The sequence below is a fragment of the Morganella sp. TYF_1 genome (assembly GCF_043105645.1).
GTDB classification, from domain to species: Bacteria; Pseudomonadota; Gammaproteobacteria; order Enterobacterales; family Enterobacteriaceae; genus Morganella; species Morganella morganii_B.
The window spans coordinates 1-18,509 of sequence record NZ_JBICLU010000027.1 but is presented as its reverse complement, the minus strand read 5'-3'; the positions used below and the strand labels follow the sequence as shown (position 1 = coordinate 18,509).

The following is an 18,509-nucleotide window of genomic DNA, read 5'->3' as shown; positions in this document are numbered from 1 at the left end:
ATGCTGTCTGAGGAGCTTCAGCGATACCTGATCAGCTGGCGCTAACTTATCATGCTTCAGAGAAGACGTCCAGCGGGTGAACAAGGATTAATTCACGTTCCCGCGGGACATCTTAACGACAAATGCTGAAACCGGCTATCAGATATTGTTATCGATAAAGGTTTTCAGCTGGGTTTTGGATACCGCACCAACCTGCGTTGCCTTCACCATGCCGTCCTTGAACAGCAGTAATGTCGGGATACCGCGGATGCCGTATTTTGGCGCTGTCTGCGGGTTATCATCAATGTTCAGTTTTGCGATAGTGATTTTCCCTGCATATTCGTCGGCGATTTCGTCTAGAATAGGGGCAATCATTTTACACGGGCCACACCAGGCTGCCCAAAAATCAACGAGCACAGGGCCGTTTGCTTTTAATACGCTTTGTTCGAAAACGGAATCAGTCAGGTGAATAATTTTATCGCTCATTGTTCCACTCCAAAATTTGTACGATACCCGATTAGTCTACCATTATTTAATGATAGGATTTACCTATTTCAGCGAATAGACTTCCGTAACGCAACATTAAACTGATATTCTACCTAAATATGAGCAAAACACATTTAACAGACAAGAAGTTTTCTGACTTCGCCTTGCATACTAAAGTGGTAGAAGCGCTTGATTCTAAGGGCTTTTATAACTGCACGCCTATTCAGGCGCTGACACTTCCCCTGACGATCAACGGCCGGGATGTTGCAGGACAGGCACAAACAGGAACAGGGAAAACGCTGGCATTTCTGACGTCAACGTTTCATCATTTACTTACCCATCCGGCACCGGAAGGCCGCAAAATCAATCAGCCGCGTGCGCTGATTATGGCCCCGACCCGCGAACTTGCGGTACAGATCCATTCTGACGCCGAACCACTGTCTCAGCTTACCGGGCTGAAAACCGGCCTGGCTTACGGCGGTGACGGCTACGACAAACAAATCAAAGTGCTGGATGACGGCGTCGATGTGATTATCGGCACCACCGGGCGCTTAATCGACTTCGCCAAACAGGGCCGTATCGACCTGAGCGCCATTCAGGTTGTGGTTCTCGATGAAGCAGACCGTATGTACGATCTCGGCTTTATCAAAGATATCCGCTGGCTGTTCCGCCATATGCCGCCATGCGCCGAGCGTATGAACCTGCTGTTCTCCGCGACACTCTCCTACCGTGTCCGTGAGCTGGCATTTGAGCAGATGAACAACCCGGAATACATTGAAATTGAACCGGAACAGCGTACCGGTCACCGGATCAAAGAAGAGTTATTCTATCCGTCCAATGAAGAAAAAATGCGTCTGCTCCAGACACTGCTGGAAGAAGAGTGGCCGGATCGCTGCATTATTTTCGCCAATACCAAACACCGCTGTGAAGATATCTGGGCACACCTGGCGGCTGACGGCCACCGTGTCGGCCTGCTGACCGGCGATGTGGCGCAGAAAAAACGTCTGCGTATTCTCGAGGATTTCACTCACGGTAATCTGGATATTCTGGTGGCAACGGATGTTGCAGCCCGTGGTCTGCATATCCCGTCAGTGACTCACGTCTTTAACTATGACCTGCCGGATGACTGTGAAGATTATGTTCACCGTATCGGCCGTACCGGACGTGCCGGGGAAAGTGGTCACTCCATCAGCCTGGCCTGTGAAGAGTACGCACTGAACCTGCCTGCGATTGAAGAATATACCGGTCATCCGATTCCGGTCAGTAAATACAACAGCGATGCGCTGCTGACTGATCTGCCGGTACCGAAGCGCCGCCGCCGTCCGCCGCGCACCGGAGGTGGTCAGAACCGCCGCAATATGCCGCGCCGCAACAGCAACGGGCCGCGTCATAACAATAACCGCACCAAACGCTGAAGGCCGCCATGCTGAGATCGTCTTCACTTTATGCTGCCATCGATCTGGGTTCCAACAGCTTTCATATGCTGGTGGTACGGGAGATCGCGGGCAGTATTCAGGTACTGTCACGGATAAAACGCAAGGTTCGTCTGGCAGCCGGGCTGGATAAAGAGAATATCCTGTCTCCGGCAGCGATGGCCCGCGGCTGGCAGTGTCTGCGCCTGTTTTCCGAACACCTGCAGGATATCCCGGATTCCCAAATCCGCGTGGTGGCAACAGCGACCCTGCGCCTGGCTAAAAATGCCGGTGAATTTCTGGAAACAGCGGCGGAGATCCTCGGTCATCCGGTCACCGTTATCCGGGGTGAGGAAGAAGCACGTCTGATTTATCAGGGCGTTGCCCACACCACCGGCGGGTCGGATAAACGTCTGGTGGTCGATATCGGCGGCGGCAGTACCGAACTGGTGACCGGCAGCGGCACCAAAACCACGGAACTGTTCAGCCTGGAAATGGGCTGCGTCACCTGGCTGGAGCGCTATTTTACCGATCGCTCCCTGACCACAGAGAATTTCGCCGGTGCCGAACAGGCTGCCCGCGATATTATCGCCCCTGTCGCCCCGGCACTTCTGGCGCAGGGCTGGCAGGTGTGTGTCGGCGCATCCGGCACCGTTCAGGCACTTCAGGAAATTATGATTGCTCAGGGCATGGATGAACAAATCACCCTGCCGAAACTGCAGCAGCTCAAACGCAAAGCGATTGAGTGCGGCAAACTGGAAGAGCTGGAAATTGAAGGGCTGACGCTGGAGCGGGCACTGGTGTTCCCGAGCGGGCTGGCTATTCTTATCGCGATTTTTGAAACGCTCGGCATTGACAGCATGACACTCGCCGGGGGAGCACTGCGTGAAGGGCTGGTCTACGGCATGCTGGAATTGCCGGTAGAGCAGGACATCCGCACCCGGACACTGAAAAATATTCAGAAGCGTTTTCAGATAGATGCCGACCAGGGCAAACGGGTCCGCCAGTTAGCGGATCACTTTTTTCAGCAGGTGGCAACTGCCTGGCAGCTGGATATCCGCTGTCGTGAACTGCTCAGCAGCGCCGCACTAATCCATGAAATCGGGCTGAGTGTTGATTTCCGCAAAGGCCCTGAACATGCCGGTTATCTGGTCAGTAATCTGGATTTACCCGGTTTCACACCGGCACAGCGCCGCCTGTTAGCGGTACTGCTGCGTAATCAGAGCGGCCCGTTAGATATCCATTCTCTCAATCAGCAAAATGCACTGACGCCGCGTGAAGCCGGTTGTCTGTGTCGTCTGCTGCGTCTGGCGATTATTTTTGCCAGCCGCCGCCGTGATGACACCCTGCCGTCGCTGCGTATCCGTGCATCTGCCGAAGGGCTGATTGTCACACTGCCGGTCGGCTGGCAGCAATCGCATCCGCTGCGCGCAGAAGCATTACAGCAGGAAATTCAGTGGCAGAGTTATGTGCAGTGGTCACTTATGCTGGAAGAACAGAAACCATCCACCCTCGGCTGACAGATAATAAGCCCTGATTATCCGTTTTCGGACATTATCAGGGCTTTAATTTTATGAGCCTTTTCAAAGTGATCCAACTTACGGGTCATAATCCACCACGTAGCGGCTTCCATCAGTAATTCCGGATCATCATTTTTATTGGCAAAAAACGCGTAAAACGATAAACCTGTATTTTCACCTTTTTTCAGTATCTTATCATCACATACCGCGATCATTTTTGCTCTGAGTGATTCCCTCATCCGTTTTCTTCCTTTTTCTTTGCCAGCATCGCCTTCAGCCCGGCCACACCGCGCAGCCCGGCCTGTTGTTTCTCTTCGGCGGTTTTCACCACTTTTTTGCCGTCATCCCAGTGCAGATCATCCTGCGGCAGTTCATAGAGAAACCGGCTCGGTTCAGGGCGGATCAACTCGCCGTACTGGCGGCGCTCACGGCACAGGGTAAAAAAGAGGGATTTCTGCGCACGGGTAATCCCCACATAGGCCAGACGCCGCTCTTCATCCACATTATCCTCATCGATACTGGACTGATGCGGCAAAATCCCCTCTTCCATCCCCACGAGGAAAACATACGGAAATTCCAGCCCCTTAGAGGCATGCAGTGTCATCAGTTGCACCTGATCCAGCTCCTCTGCTTCCTCGCCGCGCTCCATCATGTCGCGCAACGTAAAGCGGGTAACCACCTGTGCCAGCGTCATCGGCTCGTTGAGATCATCCCCTTCCAGCATTTCCGCCATCCAGCTGAACAGCTGATCGACGTTTTTCATCCGCATCTCAGCGGCTTTCGGACTGGCGGACGTTTCAAAAAGCCAGCTCTGATAATCCAGGCCGTGCAGTAAATCACGCACCGCGATCAGCGGCTCGCGCTCAACCAATTTTTCCACTTCCGCCAGCCAGCCGGTGAAATTCGTCAGCGCCGCCAGCCCCTGACCGGACAGTGTCTGCCCCAGTCCGAGGTCAAAACTGGCCTGATACAGGCTTTTGTCCCGCGTATTGGCCCACTCACCCAATTTCTGGATAGTAGCCGGTCCTATTCCCCGGCGCGGCGTGTTCACGATACGCAGGAAAGCACTGTCATCTTCCGGATTGGTCAGCACACGCAGGTACGCCAGCAAATCCTTAATTTCCGGACGGGAGAAGAAAGAGGTTCCGCCGGAGATCCGGTACGGGATCCGGTTTTGCATCAGCATTTTTTCAAAGATCCGCGACTGATGGTTGCCGCGGTATAAGATCGCGTAATCTTTATAATCGGTCTTATTGATAAAATGATGGGCGATCAACTCCCCGACCACCCGCTCCGCTTCATGATCTTCATTATTCGCGGTGATCACTTTCATCGGATCTCCATACCCGAGGTTTGAAAAAAGCTGTTTTTCAAATACATGCGGGTTATTGGCGATCAGGATATTCGCTGCATTCAGAATACAGCCGGACGAGCGGTAATTCTGCTCCAGCTTGATCACCCGCAACTCCGGAAAATCTTTACTCAGCTGTACCAGGTTTTTCGGTTGTGCGCCACGCCATGAATAAATTGACTGATCATCATCACCCACAACGGTAAAATACGCGCGTTTACCGACCAGCAATTTCACCAGCTGATACTGACTGGTGTTGGTATCCTGATACTCATCCACCAGCAGATAACGGATACGCTGCTGCCAGCGCTCACGCGCCTGTTCATCACGGGCAAACAGCAGGGTCGGTTTGGTGATAAGATCATCAAAATCAAGCACATTACAGCTGTTCAGATGCAATTCATAACGGCGGTAACACTCAGCAAACGTATGTTCACGCTCTGATCGCGCCAGCCCTTTTGCCTGTTCCGGCGTCAGCAGGGCATTCTTCCAGTTCGAGATCTGACTGACCAGTTGTTGCAGTAACTCTTTATCTTCTTCCAGATGATCAAACGTCAGCTCTTTAAGCAACGCGAGCTGATCCTGATCATCGAACAGGGAGAAATTACTTTTCATCCCCAGTGCTTTGTATTCCCGCTTGATAATCTCCAGCCCCAGGGTATGGAATGTGGAGATCATCAGCCCTTTGGCCTCTTTGCGCCCCAGGGTTTGTGCAACACGCTCTTTCATTTCCCGCGCGGCTTTGTTGGTAAAAGTCACCGCCGCAATCTGGCGCGGCTGATAGCCGGTATTGCGGATCAGATGGGCAATTTTATTGGTGATCACACGGGTTTTGCCGGAGCCGGCACCCGCAAGCACAAGGCACGGCCCCTGAACATACTCAACGGCCTGCTGCTGGCCGGGATTTAATTTCATACGCGCTGTTAACTCGACTCAATACTGGAACAGAAGGGAATTGTAGCAGAAAGGTACAACAGAAGTGTAACCGGACGTCGCCCATTAAAACGGAAAACGGCACCCGCAGGTGCCGTTTTATCATTAAACGATTTTGTTATCAGCCGCCGACTGCGATACGTTTCATATCCGTCATATAGCCGCGCAGGGTTTTGCCCACAGTTTCAATCGGATGCTGGCGGATCGCTTCATTGATATCACGCAGCTGTGCGTTATCCGTGCCGTAATCTGCCCCGGATTTACCCAGGTCGCCCGGCTGCAGTGATGCCATAAAGTCTTTCAGTAACGGCACGGCTGCGAAGGAGAACAGGTAGTTGCCGTATTCTGCGGTATCGGAGATAACCACGTTCATTTCATACAAACGCTTACGGGCAATAGTGTTGGCGATCAGCGGCAGTTCATGCAATGATTCATAATAAGCAGATTCTGCAATGATCCCCGCGTCAATCATAGTTTCAAATGCCAGCTCAACACCGGCTTTCACCATTGCGACCATGACAACTCCGTGGTCAAAATATTCCTGTTCACTGATTTTCTGCTCAGAATCCGGATAGTTTTCAAATGCCGTCTTGCCGGTCTCTTCACGCCATGTCAGCAGATTTTTATCATCATTTGCCCAGTCTGCCATCATCGTTGAGGAGAAATGACCGGAAATGATGTCATCCATATGTTTTTCAAACAGGGTCTTCATCTGTGCTTTCAGGGTTTCAGACAGCTGATAAGCACGGACTTTTGCCGGGTTGGACAATCTGTCCATCATCAGTGTGATCCCGCCCTGTTTCAGTGCTTCGGTAATGGTTTCCCAGCCGTACTGGATCAGCTTACCCGCATACGCCGGGTCAGCCCCGTCAGCAACCATTTTGTCATAACAAAGCAGTGAACCGGCCTGCAACATACCGCAGAGGATAGTCTGCTCGCCCATCAGGTCAGATTTCACTTCTGCAACAAAAGATGATTCCAGAACACCGGCACGATGGCCGCCGGTCGCCGCAGCCCAGGCTTTGGCAATCGCCAGGCCTTCACCTTTGGCATCATTTTCCGGATGAACTGCAATCAGTGTCGGAACACCAAAGCCGCGCTTGTACTCTTCACGCACTTCCGTTCCCGGACATTTCGGTGCCACCATCACAACCGTGATATCAGGACGGATGGTTTCGCCGACTTCGACAATATTGAAGCCATGTGAGTAACCCAGTGCCGCACCGGATTTCATCAGTGGCTGAACCGCTTTCACCACCGCAGAGTGCTGTTTGTCCGGCGTCAGGTTAACCACGAGGTCAGCCTGCGGGATCAGGTCTTCATACGTGCCGACGGTAAAACCGTTTTCGGTGGCACGACGCCATGAGGTGCGCTTCTCATCGATCGCTTCCTGACGCAGCGCATAAGCGATATCCAGTCCGGAATCGCGCATGTTCAGTCCCTGGTTCAGCCCCTGCGCACCACAGCCGACAATCACCACTTTTTTGCCTTTGAGATACCCCGCCTCGTCCGCAAATTCTTCGCGTGCCATAAACCGGCATTTGCCTAACTGCGCCAGCTGCTGGCGCAAATTCAGTGTATTAAAATAATTCGCCATGGTGACTCCGTGTATTGTGTTTGCTCAGATTGCTGTCTTCGCAGCACTGATTTCGTTATTTACCGGGGTGATATACCCTTTATTTATAATGACTATATGTCATGATTTTCATTGCTTAAATTGATATATTCACAAGATAGTGATGCAATTTATGCAACGTACTGACTAAAACATAATCCCCTGAGAGGTTGTGATGGATATCCGGGAACTCAGACTGTTTTTACATCTTGCGGAGAGCTGCCATTTCGGCAAAACCGCGGCTGCCATGTATATCAGCCCGTCGACACTCTCACGGCAGATCCAGCGCCTGGAAGAATCCCTCGGGCATCCGCTGTTTCTGCGGGATAACCGCACTGTTCAGCTGACAGCCGCCGGGGAACAGCTGAAAAAATTTGCGCAGGAAACGGTGCTGCAATACCAGCAGCTGCAACATGCGCTTAATCACCAGAGCCCGTCACTGACCGGTGAATTACGTCTGTTCTGTTCCGTCACCGCCGCATACAGCCATCTGCCGCAGATTCTGGATCAGTTCCGAGCAGAACATCCGCAGGTGGAAATCAAGCTGACCACCGGAGACGCGGCGGATGCAGTGGAAAAAGTGCAGTCACAGGAAGCCGATCTCGGTATTGCGGGTAAGCCGGAAAAACTGCCGGATAATGTCCGCTTTCACCAGATAGGCGAAATCCCGCTGTCACTGATAGCGCCCGCGCTGCCGTGCCCGGTCAGACAACAGGCGGTACAGCCGGTGCCCGACTGGGAAAATATCCCGTTTATCATTCCAGAGCATGGCCCGTCACGTAAACGGATTGATTTATGGTTTAAAACTCACCGGATTCAGGATCCGCAGATTTATGCCACGGTGTCCGGCCATGAAGCGATTGTGTCGATGGTGGCACTGGGCTGCGGTATCGCGCTGATCCCGAATGTGGTGGTGGAAAACAGCCCGGACGCAATCCGCAGCCGGATACTGCAACTCGATAATATTTCGATGGCCGCGCCGTTTGAGCTGGGTGTCTGCACACTGAACAAGCGGCTGCATGAGCCGCTGATCAGAGCCTTCTGGCAACTACTGCCGCGCCACCCCGGATAACTGCGGGGCAAGGAAACGGGTAAATGCGGCGTTACCGGTTTCATCGCGGAAGTCATAACCAAGTGCATTCAGATGCTGCTCAAACTGCACATCCCCTTCCTGTATTTCAAACGCCGCCAGTACGCGGCCGTAATCCGTGCCGTGGCTGCGGTAATGGAAAAGCGTGATATTCCAGTGAGTACCGAGTGTTTCCAGGAATTTCAGCAGTGCGCCGGGCGCTTCCGGGAATTCAAAACTGAACAGCCGCTCCTGCAACGATGCTGACGGACGCCCGCCCACCATGTAGCGGACATGCAGTTTCGCCATTTCGTCATCGGATAAATCCGTCGCACTGAATCCGGCGGCGGAAAGGCCATCCAGAATCGTCTGCCGTGCGCCCGGACCTTCATCGGCACGAACGCTGACAAATACCGATGCTTCATCTGAACTGCTGTAGCGATAGTTAAACTCTGTCACCACACGCGGGCCGAGCGCCTGACAAAACCGCAGGAAACTGCCTTTCTCTTCCGGAATCGTCACCGCGAACACACCTTCGCGCTGCTCACCCAGTTCACACCGCTCTGACACATAGCGGAGCACATGGAAATTCACATTGGCACCGGACAGCACATGCGCCAGATTTTCTCCCTGAATATTGTGCTGCTGAATGTATTTCTTCATTCCCGCCAGCGCCAGTGCCCCGGAAGGCTCCGCCACTGCCCGCACATCATCAAACAGATCTTTCATGGCTGCACAGATGGCGTCACTGTCCACTGTGATCACATCATCCAGATACTGCTGACACAGACGGAAGGTTTCATCACCAATCCGTTTGACTGCCACACCTTCGGCAAACAACCCGACTTTCGGTAATTCGACCGGATGTCCGGCATCCAGCGCGGCTTTCAGACAGGCAGCCTCTTCCGCTTCCACCCCGATCACTTTAATATCCGGCATCAGGTGTTTGATAAATACCGCCACCCCGGCGGCCAGTCCACCGCCGCCGACCGGCACAAACACCCTGTCGAGCCGGGCATTCTGCTGCAGCAGTTCAAGGGCAATCGTAGCCTGACCGGCGATCACCGACGGATGATCGAACGGCGGGATAAATGTCATGCCGAGAGAGGTTGCCAGTTCAAGCGCATGCGCTTTAGCCTCATCAAAATTAGCGCCGTGGAGAACCACTTCACCGCCGAACCCGCGAACCGCATCTACTTTGATATCCGCCGTCGCCACCGGCATCACAATCAGGGCTTTCACCCCGGTTTTCCCGGCAGATAACGCCACGCCCTGAGCATGGTTTCCGGCTGATGCCGTCACCACGCCACGCCGTTTCTGTTCTTCTGTCAGCTCCGCAATCATGGCATACGCGCCGCGCAGCTTAAAACTGTGCACCGGTTGTCTGTCTTCCCGTTTCACTGAAATGGTATTGCCGAGCCGCGCGGACAGCTTCGGCATCAGTTGCAGCGGCGTAACCTGAGCGACATCATAAACAGAGGCGCTGAAGGCCGCTCTCACATACTCAGCCGCTGACGGCTGAGCAGACAATGGTTGTTTTGCGGTCATCCTTAACCTCCGAGTTTACTTTTATCCCGCACTGCGCCTTTATCGGCACTGGTCGCCAGCAGCGCATATGCGCGCAGCGCAAAAGAGACCTGCCGTTCACGGTTCTGCGGTGACCAGGCTTTTTCACCCCGGGCTTCTTCCGCTGCCCGGCGTGCTGCCAGTGTCTGCTCATCCACGTTCAGTGAAATCTGCCGTGACGGAATATCAATGGCGATCGTGTCCCCGGTCTGAACCAGCCCGATCAGTCCGCCGTTGGCTGCTTCCGGCGAAACATGGCCGATGGACAACCCGGAAGTACCGCCGGAGAAACGTCCGTCAGTGATCAGCGCACAGCTTTTTCCCAGGCCCATTGATTTAAGATAGGTCGTCGGATACAGCATCTCCTGCATCCCCGGCCCGCCTTTCGGCCCTTCGTAGCGGATCACCACCACATCCCCGGCAACAACCTCGCCGCCCAAAATCGCTTTTACCGCATCATCCTGACTCTCATACACTTTTGCCGGTCCGGTAAAGGTTAAACTCCCCTCATCCACCCCGGCGGTTTTCACAATACAGCCATCTTCGGCAATATTGCCGGACAGTACCGCCAGCCCGCCATCCTGGCTGTAGGCATGGGTTTTGCTGCGGATACAGCCATTTTCACGGTCATCATCAAGGGACGGCCAGCGGCAATCCTGAGAGAATGCTTTTGTTGTGCGGATCCCGGCAGGCCCCGCGGAATACATCTGTTTTACCGCAGCATCTTTCGTCAGTGTAATATCATATGCCGCCAGCAATTCCGGCAGGGTCATCCCCAGCACATTGCTGACTTCCCGGTGAAGTAACCCGGCGCGATCCAACTCGCCCAGGATGCCGATTACCCCGCCGGCGCGATGCACATCTTCCATATGGTATTTCTGCGTACTCGGCGCGACTTTGCATAAATGCGGCACCGCACGGGAGAGACGATCAATATCCGCCATGGTGAAATCAACCTCCCCTTCCTGCGCTGCCGCCAGCAGGTGCAGAACGGTGTTGGTTGAACCGCCCATGGCAATATCCAGAATCATGGCGTTCTCAAATGCCGCTTTGGTGGCGATATTGCGCGGCAGAAAACGGATATCATCCTGTTCGTAATATTTTTTGGTGATTTCCACAATCCGGCGTCCGGCACTGAGGAACAGATTTTTACGATCGGCGTGGGTTGCCAGCAGCGAGCCGTTACCCGGTTGGGATAAACCCAGCGCTTCGGTCAGACAGTTCATTGAATTCGCGGTAAACATACCGGAACAGGAGCCGCAGGTCGGGCAGGCAGAGCGTTCGATTTGTTCACTGTCGGCATCAGAAACTTCGGGATTTGCGCCCTGGATCATGGCATCCACCAGATCCAGTTTGATGATCTGGTCAGACAGTTTGGTTTTACCGGCTTCCATCGGGCCGCCGGACACAAAAATAACCGGGATATTCAGGCGCAGTGACGCCATCAGCATCCCCGGGGTGATTTTGTCGCAGTTAGAGATACACACCATGGCATCCGCACAGTGCGCATTCACCATGTATTCCACGGAATCGGCAATAAGTTCGCGTGACGGCAGAGAATAAAGCATCCCGCCGTGCCCCATCGCGATCCCGTCATCCACAGCAATGGTATTGAATTCTTTGGCAACGCCACCGGCGGCCTCAATTTCCTCTGCCACCAGTTTACCCAGATCCCGCAGGTGAACATGACCCGGAACAAATTGTGTGAATGAGTTAACAACCGCGATAATCGGTTTGCCGAAATCGGCATCTGTCATTCCTGTCGCACGCCATAATGCGCGCGCACCCGCCATATTTCGGCCATGTGTGGTTGTCGCCGAACGGTACTGAGGCATTGTAATCTCCCGTGTTTGCAAAAATCAGGCGGGGAACGACCCGCCTGTAAATCGGTTTCGTTATTATGGATTTACCGGATCTAACCAGCCCCATTTGTCTTCTGTTTTCCCGGTGAACAACCCGAAGAATGCCTGCTGGATCTCTTTGGTGACAGGACCGCAGCGACCAATACCCACCTGAATGCCGTCAACACTGCGTACCGGTGTAACTTCCGCCGCGGTACCGGTCATAAAGACTTCATCCGCCAGATAAAGTGATTCGCGGGATAGCGTCTGCTCGCGGATTTCATAACCCAGCTCTTTTGCCAGGGTCAGAATCGCATCACGGGTAATACCCGGCAGTGCGGAAGAGGTAAACGGCGGTGTGAAGATAATGTTATTTTTCACTTCAAACAGGTTCTCGCCTGCGCCTTCAGAAATATAACCGTGTACATCCAGCGCAATCCCTTCCTGATAACCGTGACGGCGGGCTTCACTGCCGACCAGTAACGAGGACAGGTAGTTACCGCCGGCTTTGGCTGCGGTCGGAATCGTGTTCGGTGCAGCACGGTTCCAGGATGACACCATCGCATCAATCCCGGCATCCAGTGCTTCCTCACCCAGATAGGCTCCCCACGGGAATGCCGCGATGATGACATCGGTTTTATAGCCCTGCGGCGGGTTAACCCCCATGCCGACATCCCCGATAAAGACCAGCGGGCGGATATAACCACTTGAGAGGTTATTTTTGCGCAGCGTGGCGCGGCAGGCTTCCATTAATTCATCAACGGAATATTCCACCGGCATACGATAGATTTTGGCGGAATCATGCAGGCGTTGCATATGTTCGCGATGACGAAAAACGACAGGGCCCTTATGAGACTCATAACAGCGGATCCCTTCAAAAACAGAGGTTCCGTAATGCATAGCATGACACATAACATGCACTTTTGCCTCTGCCCACGGAACCATCTCATCATTGAACCAAATAAAATCAGCTTTTTTTGTCATTGTAATTTTCCTTTATACTGCACAGCTAATATGTTGATAATTTTGTGTATTTTTTGTGAGGACTTCGACATCCGCCACATCCGCCAGCTTAACTAACTGTGTACAGAGCAGCGCCGGCGACCGCAGGCTTGAAACTGTTAACTCAATGTTTACATTATCACCTTCGGAACCTTTCGCCAGATCCATTTTCATGGCGCAGACGTTAAATCCGCGGTGGCGGACAACCCGCAGAACCCGTTCCAGGATTTCCGGGCATGAACGAGCCTGAATGGCTAACTGATGCTGCATCATAATGCGCTCTCCAACATATGTTCGTTACCCGCGCCCGGCGGTACTAATGGCCAGACGTTATCTTCTTCACGGATGGCGACATGTAATAAATACGGGCCCTGATGGTGTAACAGGGTCTCAATTGCGGACGGCAGCGCGGATTTTTCCGTCACCCGCTGTCCCGGGATATCAAACGAGCGGGCCAGAGCAACAAAATCAGGATTGTCATCCAGCACCGTCTCGCTGTAACGTTTATCGAAAAACAGTTCCTGCCACTGGCGCACCATGCCGAGACGCTGATTATCCAGCAGCAGGATTTTGACCGGCAGGCGTTTGCGTTTGATGGTGGTCAGTTCCTGCACATTCATCATGAAAGAGCCGTCACCGGACACACACAGCACCGTTGCCTGCGGGCGGGCAATCTGTGCGCCGATCGCCGCCGGTAAACCAAACCCCATCGTGCCCAGACCACCGGAAGTCAGAAAATTTTCCGGGCCGTCAAAGGTCATATGCTGCGCTGTCCACATCTGGTGCTGACCGACATCCGTTGTCACCACACAATCTGCCGGTTTGGCTGCGGAGACCTGAGATAACAGCAGCGGTGCATAAATACTGTCACCGGCATGTGAATAATCCGGAGCATATTCCGCGTTCATGGCCTTCACCTGATGCTGCCAGGCCGATAATGACAGCGGCTGTGACAGCAGCGGCAGAACCTGTTTCGCATCACAGGCAAGAGAAACATGTGTCTGCCGTAATTTATCCAGCTCGGCAGGGTCGATATCCACATGGATCACCTTTGCATGCGGAGCAAATGCGTTCAGTTTACCGGTCACCCGATCATCAAAACGGGCTCCGACCGCAATCAGCAGATCCGCCTCCTGAACTGCAAGGTTCGCTGCTTTTGCCCCGTGCATCCCGAGCATCCCGAGGTAATACGGATAATCCGGAGATACCGCCCCCAGCCCTTTCAGGGTACTCACCGCCGGCATACCGGTTTCATCCAGAAACGCCCGCAGCTGTGCAACTGCGCCTGACATACCGACACCACCACCGGCATACAACACCGGCTTCCGGCTTTCCCGCATCAGCTGCCGTGCACGGGAGAGCGCCGTCGGTGACAGCGGTTCTGCATCATTCACCGGCAAAAAGTACGGGGTAAATTCACTAATCTGTAATTGAATGTCTTTCGGGATATCAATGAGTACCGGCCCCGGACGGCCGCCTGCGGCAATCGCGAAAGCCTCGGTAATAATTCGCGGCAAATCAGTAATTGATTCAACCAGGAAGCTGTGTTTTGTGCATGACAAAGACAGCCCCAGCACATCGATCTCCTGAAAGGCATCCGTACCAATCAGTGATGAACCTACTTGTCCGGTGATGGCAACAACCGGTACTGAATCAAGCAGTGCATCCGCCAGCCCGGTGATAAGGTTTGTTGCCCCCGGCCCTGATGTTGCGATGCATACCCCTGTTCTCTGCCCTGCCCGTGCATAGCCGATTGCCGCCATAACCGCCCCCTGTTCATGACGGCAGAGCACGTGCTCCACACCACCGTCATACAGCGCGTCATAGATCGGCATGATCGCTCCGCCCGGGTAGCCGAACACAGTGTCAACGCCCTGTGTTCGTAGTGCCTGCACTAACCACTGTGCCCCGTTCATGTGTGACTCCTTAGTCCGCCGTTTTCTATCAGTGAAAAATCATAATTTTAAGGTTAAAAAAAACCCCGCGCCTTTCGGTGCGGGGTTCTCGTGAGATCCTGGCTCGTATCAGCCATTTTCGTATCCGAGTGCAGCCCCGCACGGTGGGATAATAATCACCACCACGCTCACGATAATTAGGCTGATAACCCGGACAATCTTATTCATGGATAAATTCTTCTGTCTGCCGTATTCAGTTGGTCTCTTTATTTTAGAGTTATCATGTTATCGAATTCCTGACAACGGCTATTTGTCTTTTTTTTAACAACAAGAATAAAAATCCATATAATTCAGCTAACTGCCTTTTTAATTAAAATATTTCACTGCCATTTACTAATCCGACAACATCCTTCTCTGTCAAAATCGTCGCTTCCGGAACAACACCGGAAAAACAAAACATTCTCCGGTACAATTTACTTTTCCCCCTCGCGTGACGTCTCCTGAATACGATGAAAAGCGTGACAGATTTTTTATTCTGAAACCCGGAAATTAATTCCCTGTTGTTCTGTTTTCCGCACAACACGCAGAACAGAAATCACTTTTATGCAACATACATAAAATCTGTCGATATACATTGTAAAAAACAGAATTTTGCTGCGAAATGATGCAAAAAATCACCATCATGATAATTCGTTTATGTAACTGCAGGATGACCTGATGTCATTTGCCATTGTTTATACCCGTGCCATGATCGGGACAGAAGCACCGCTGGTCACGGTCGAAGCACATATCAGTGCCGGGCTGCCCGGATTAACACTGGTGGGATTACCGGAAACCGCGGTTAAAGAGTCGAGGGATCGCGTCCGCAGTGCCCTGATCAACGGTGGATTTGAATTTCCGGCAAAGCGGGTCACGATCAATCTTGCCCCAGCTGATTTGCCCAAAGAAGGCGGGCGATATGACTTGCCTATCGCTGTTGCCATACTCTCAGCTTCAGAGCAAATAGATGCAAAATTAACAGAAAATTATGAGTTTTCGGGGGAGTTGGGCCTTTCGGGAGAACTCCGGTTCTGCCGCGGGATATTACCGGCAGTACTGGCTGCCCGTCAGTCCGGAAGACAGGCTGTGGTATCAAAACAGCATAATGATGAATTATGTATCCTTCCCGCAGGTTCGGCGTTGATGGCAGATAATTTACTGCAGATCGCTGCTTTTTTTCATCAGCAGCAGGAATTAAATGAAAACATCCATCTGACGGGAAAAACAGAAAATGATAGCGGTACAGGTATCGATGATATTACCGGACAGCAACACGCCAAACGGGTTCTGGAGATCAGCGCAGCCGGCGGGCACAATTTACTTCTGCTCGGCCCGCCCGGTACCGGAAAAACCATGCTGGCCAGCCGGCTGGGAACACTGCTCCCGCCGTTAACCGCACAGGAAGCTCTTGACGTGGCGATAATCCGGAGCCTGACCCAAACCTCATCAGAACCCAATAAATGGCCTCAGCGTCCGTTCAGAGCACCACATCATACCGCATCCTCTGCGGCACTCACCGGTGGCGGCAGTATTCCGCTGCCGGGAGAAATATCACTGGCACATCACGGCATCCTGTTTCTTGACGAACTCCCTGAATTCTCCCGTAAATCCCTGGACTCCCTGCGTGAACCGCTTGAATCCGGAGAAATCATTATTTCCAGAGCCAAAGCAAAAGTATGTTTCCCTGCCCGTATACAACTCATTGCTGCGATGAATCCCAGCCCGACGGGCCATTATCAGGGCATACATAACCGCAGCGGCCCTCAGCAGCTTCTGCGTTACCTTTCCCGTATCTCAGGACCGTTTCTGGACCGGTTTGATTTATCGATTGAAGTGCCGATGCTGCCCCCCGGCACATTAAGCCGGACAGACAAAGATCCGCCGGTTCATGAGCAGGTAAAAGCACGGGTACAATCCGCACGCAAACAACAATACCGCCGTAACGGGCAGGGAAAACTGAATGCGGGACTGTCAGGCAAAGAAACAGAGGAAGTGTGTGCACTATCAGCACAGGATGCCCGTTTTCTTGAGGATTCCCTGACACAACTTAATCTGTCTGTGCGGGCATGGCACCGTATACTGCGCGTCAGCAGAACGATAGCTGATCTGCGGGATGAAGGAGGACAGGTGTCACGAAAAGATATACTGGAAGCACTCAGTTACCGGGTAATGGACAGATTAATCCATAAACTGCAGCAGGCGGTCTCTTAAAAAGAGAAAGGGGCACGAATGCCCCTTTTAACTTATTATTTCTGATGATATTAATCATCTGTGTCGGTATAGTCTTCCGACGGATCGATCTGAGGTTTACCACCGGACAGCGTGTGGAAGCGTTTTGGTTTGCGAATACGCTCCAGATACTTAATCCACACTTTTTCTTCTGCTGTTTCCGGCATACGCTCACCACGGCATACAGAAACAAACTGTTTTTCTTCGTCCGTCTGGGGGGCGCGTTTACCCATATCCAGTTCGTTGAAAGCAAAACCATGGCGCTCAAGTAACTGAGCTTCTTTTATGGTGAAATGACCATGGCGTGAAAAACCACGAGGATAATGTTTATTATCAAAAAAACGATTAGTCGTGATAAAGCTTTCTGCCATCTGACACACTCCTAATTCTCTACTGACATACTCTTTATGGCGCGGAGTATTAGATAGCATTAGGATTCTGTAAAACAAAATATTTAAATCTTAACGACAAAAATTTTTGGAGATACCAGTGGATACAGAATTACTGAAAACCTTTCTGGAGGTCAGTAAAACCCGTCACTTCGGGCGTGCGGCTGAATCCTTATACCTTACACAATCTGCAGTCAGCTTTAGGATCAGACAGTTAGAGACAAATCTCGGGGCAAATCTTTTTACCCGCCACCGGAATAATATCCGCCTGACCGCAGCAGGCGAGCGGTTAGTACCTTATGCCGAAGCGCTGATCAATACCTGGCAACTGGCAAAACAGGAAATTAATCATGCCTCCGTACATAACCCGCTTTCCATCGGAGCGACGGCATCATTGTGGGAAGCTTGTCTGACCCCCTGGCTCGGACGGACCTACCAGTCACACGCAGATCTGCGCCTGGAGACCAGAATTGCATCCCGTCAGTCTCTGGTAAAACAATTACATGCACGCGAACTGGATTTACTGATCTCTACTGAGCAGCCTAAAATGGATGAACTGAAAAGTGAAATTGTCGGTGAAATCACACTTCAGCTGTTCAGCATACAGTCACTGACGGCAGAGAACTCTCCGGGTCTTATCCGCCTGGAATGGAGCGCCGACTTTCAGCAACATGACGAGGCCGTTTTTGCCCGCTGCCAGTCTCCGGTGCTGACAACATCGTCTGCTTTTCAGGCAAAACAATTATTGTCAGTGACATCATCCGTTGCATATTTACCGGCACACTGGAAAAAAACGTTTCCGGAGCTGAAACCTGTGAATGATGACCTGATTACAAAGCCTCTGTATGCTGTCTGGTTGCAGAACAGTGATCAACAGGGGCTTATCGGGCAATTAATCGCAATACCGGTATAACACCGGTTACGGATGATTTTAAAGATAGGTAGGGCGGTAACTATTGCACTGAAGGGAGTGGTCGCAAAAAAGAAAGGAAATTCGGCAGGATACAACACATAAGAAGGCGAAATTCAGATAATAAAAAACCCAGTTCATAACGAACCGGGCTATTAATAAATAAAGATCTTTAGTTATTACTTATCAAGTAAATGGCAGGGGCGGAGAGGCTCGAACTCCCAACACCCGGTTTTGGAGACCGGTGCTCTACCAATTGAACTACGCCCCTAA

General features: G+C 52.2%; 16 protein-coding genes and 1 tRNA gene. 5 read left to right on the top strand and 12 right to left on the bottom strand.

Annotated elements, in window-relative coordinates:
• Window positions 1-138: 138 nt before the first annotated feature.
• The gene (gene trxA / locus ACF8OF_RS18725) at window positions 139-465 is read right to left on the bottom strand and encodes a thioredoxin TrxA (protein WP_025154607.1); all 327 of its coding nucleotides are present in this window, start codon (window positions 463-465) and stop codon (window positions 139-141) included.
• 119 nt (window positions 466-584) lie between these two features.
• On the opposite strand from trxA, the gene rhlB reads away from it, so the two are divergent.
• Window positions 585-1,880, top strand: a complete 1,296-nt coding sequence (rhlB, locus tag ACF8OF_RS18720) for an ATP-dependent RNA helicase RhlB (RefSeq protein ID WP_279798953.1) — start codon at window positions 585-587, stop codon at window positions 1,878-1,880.
• Between the two features lie 8 nt (window positions 1,881-1,888).
• Window positions 1,889-3,397 (top strand): guanosine-5'-triphosphate,3'-diphosphate diphosphatase, encoded by a 1,509-nt coding sequence (gppA, locus tag ACF8OF_RS18715; protein WP_392497379.1) that lies wholly within the window; start codon window positions 1,889-1,891, stop codon window positions 3,395-3,397.
• A gap of 17 nt (window positions 3,398-3,414) precedes the next feature.
• Here the strand turns inward: gppA and ACF8OF_RS18710 are convergent, their stop codons facing one another.
• The 3 genes from ACF8OF_RS18710 to ilvC form a co-directional block, all read right to left on the bottom strand.
• Window positions 3,415-3,636, bottom strand: coding sequence for a DUF6500 family protein (locus ACF8OF_RS18710; RefSeq protein WP_046894206.1), 222 nt, complete (start codon window positions 3,634-3,636; stop codon window positions 3,415-3,417).
• A complete protein-coding gene (gene rep, locus ACF8OF_RS18705; protein ID WP_036418223.1) occupies window positions 3,633-5,663 on the bottom strand; it encodes a DNA helicase Rep in 2,031 nt (676 codons plus the stop codon). The genes ACF8OF_RS18710 and rep overlap by 4 nt, the downstream gene beginning before the upstream one ends.
• 139 nt (window positions 5,664-5,802) lie before the next feature.
• Window positions 5,803-7,278 (bottom strand): ketol-acid reductoisomerase, encoded by a 1,476-nt coding sequence (ilvC, locus tag ACF8OF_RS18700; protein WP_262883210.1) that lies wholly within the window; start codon window positions 7,276-7,278, stop codon window positions 5,803-5,805.
• Between the two features lie 193 nt (window positions 7,279-7,471).
• On the opposite strand from ilvC, the gene ilvY reads away from it, so the two are divergent.
• On the top strand, window positions 7,472-8,368 hold the full coding sequence (gene ilvY / locus ACF8OF_RS18695; protein WP_392497378.1) for an HTH-type transcriptional activator IlvY: 897 nt from the start codon (window positions 7,472-7,474) through the stop codon (window positions 8,366-8,368).
• On the opposite strand, the gene ilvA is transcribed toward ilvY, so the two are convergent.
• The 6 genes from ilvA to ilvL form a co-directional block, all read right to left on the bottom strand.
• Window positions 8,345-9,913: a threonine ammonia-lyase, biosynthetic gene (gene ilvA / locus ACF8OF_RS18690; protein ID WP_392497377.1), complete on the bottom strand. Its 1,569-nt coding sequence runs from the start codon at window positions 9,911-9,913 to the stop codon at window positions 8,345-8,347. The genes ilvY and ilvA overlap by 24 nt on opposite strands.
• A gap of 2 nt (window positions 9,914-9,915) precedes the next feature.
• Entirely contained in the window at window positions 9,916-11,766 is a 1,851-nt protein-coding gene (ilvD, locus tag ACF8OF_RS18685) for a dihydroxy-acid dehydratase (RefSeq protein WP_392497376.1), read from the bottom strand.
• A gap of 63 nt (window positions 11,767-11,829) precedes the next feature.
• A complete protein-coding gene (locus ACF8OF_RS18680; protein ID WP_262860444.1) occupies window positions 11,830-12,756 on the bottom strand; it encodes a branched-chain amino acid transaminase in 927 nt (308 codons plus the stop codon).
• Between the two features lie 12 nt (window positions 12,757-12,768).
• Complete coding sequence (ilvM, locus tag ACF8OF_RS18675; RefSeq protein WP_123567648.1) at window positions 12,769-13,047, bottom strand: acetolactate synthase 2 small subunit; 279 nt, start codon at window positions 13,045-13,047, stop codon at window positions 12,769-12,771.
• On the bottom strand, window positions 13,044-14,690 hold the full coding sequence (gene ilvG, locus ACF8OF_RS18670) for an acetolactate synthase 2 catalytic subunit (RefSeq protein ID WP_392497375.1): 1,647 nt from the start codon (window positions 14,688-14,690) through the stop codon (window positions 13,044-13,046). Before ilvG ends, ilvM begins: the two co-directional genes overlap by 4 nt.
• A 108-nt stretch (window positions 14,691-14,798) precedes the next feature.
• On the bottom strand, window positions 14,799-14,897 hold the full coding sequence (ilvL, locus tag ACF8OF_RS18665; protein ID WP_079549161.1) for an ilv operon leader peptide: 99 nt from the start codon (window positions 14,895-14,897) through the stop codon (window positions 14,799-14,801).
• Between the two features lie 489 nt (window positions 14,898-15,386).
• Between ilvL and ACF8OF_RS18660 the strand changes: the two genes are divergently transcribed.
• On the top strand, window positions 15,387-16,919 hold the full coding sequence (locus tag ACF8OF_RS18660) for a YifB family Mg chelatase-like AAA ATPase (protein WP_392497374.1): 1,533 nt from the start codon (window positions 15,387-15,389) through the stop codon (window positions 16,917-16,919).
• A gap of 50 nt (window positions 16,920-16,969) precedes the next feature.
• Here ACF8OF_RS18660 and ACF8OF_RS18655 read toward each other — a convergent pair whose 3' ends face one another.
• Window positions 16,970-17,308 (bottom strand): DUF413 domain-containing protein, encoded by a 339-nt coding sequence (locus tag ACF8OF_RS18655; RefSeq protein ID WP_004234373.1) that lies wholly within the window; start codon window positions 17,306-17,308, stop codon window positions 16,970-16,972.
• Between the two features lie 118 nt (window positions 17,309-17,426).
• Here ACF8OF_RS18655 and hdfR point away from each other — a divergent pair, with 118 nt between their 5' ends.
• The gene (hdfR, locus tag ACF8OF_RS18650; RefSeq protein ID WP_274371389.1) at window positions 17,427-18,239 is read left to right on the top strand and encodes an HTH-type transcriptional regulator HdfR; all 813 of its coding nucleotides are present in this window, start codon (window positions 17,427-17,429) and stop codon (window positions 18,237-18,239) included.
• A 192-nt stretch (window positions 18,240-18,431) separates the two neighbouring features.
• On the opposite strand, the gene ACF8OF_RS18645 is transcribed toward hdfR, so the two are convergent.
• Window positions 18,432-18,507: transfer RNA gene (locus ACF8OF_RS18645), tRNA-Trp, on the bottom strand.
• Window positions 18,508-18,509 lie beyond the last annotated feature (2 nt).